The sequence below is a fragment of the Caballeronia sp. LZ033 genome, from assembly GCF_031451265.1.
Taxonomy (GTDB): domain Bacteria; phylum Pseudomonadota; class Gammaproteobacteria; order Burkholderiales; family Burkholderiaceae; genus Caballeronia.
Genome location: NZ_JARUXQ010000056.1, coordinates 1 through 444 on the forward strand (window position 1 = coordinate 1; position 444 = coordinate 444).

A 444-nucleotide genomic window follows, 5' to 3' on the forward strand; every position below is an offset into this window, starting at 1 on the left:
CGAGGTTTCCGTCCGCGAACGCTGCGCCGTATCCTTGGCCGCGTCGATGGTGACGTTCGCGCCCAGGCCGACGAGGTCTTTCGCCGCAAGCAGATCACTTCCGGTCACATGCAGGGTAGTGCCGGCCTGAATCGAGAGATTGCCCGCCAGCGAGCCGACCGTGCTCGCGTTGTTCGTCACGCTCGAAGCCTGATCGGTCGTCGCGTGATTGTTGCTGCCATAGGTCACGGTCAGGTCGCTGGTGCCGAGCCCGGAGCGCTTTTCCTGATAGCTGCTCGACGACGTCATGGTGTCCTGCGACGTGCCGATGCTGACGTCATGCGCCGCGCTCAATGCCACATCGTTGGTGCCGACGATCGTACTGCCTTGGACGTTGATGTCGCGGCCGCTGGCGATCGTCACCGCATCCGCGGAAACCATGCTGCCTTGTGCAAGCGTCGCCGT

1 protein-coding gene is annotated in these 444 nt (G+C 63.7%); it reads right to left on the reverse strand.

Annotated features, from left to right (window positions below; all coding sequences use genetic code 11):
- On the reverse strand, positions 1 to 444 hold a 444-nt coding region (locus QCE62_RS35165), incomplete at both ends, for a hemagglutinin repeat-containing protein (RefSeq protein ID WP_309928043.1).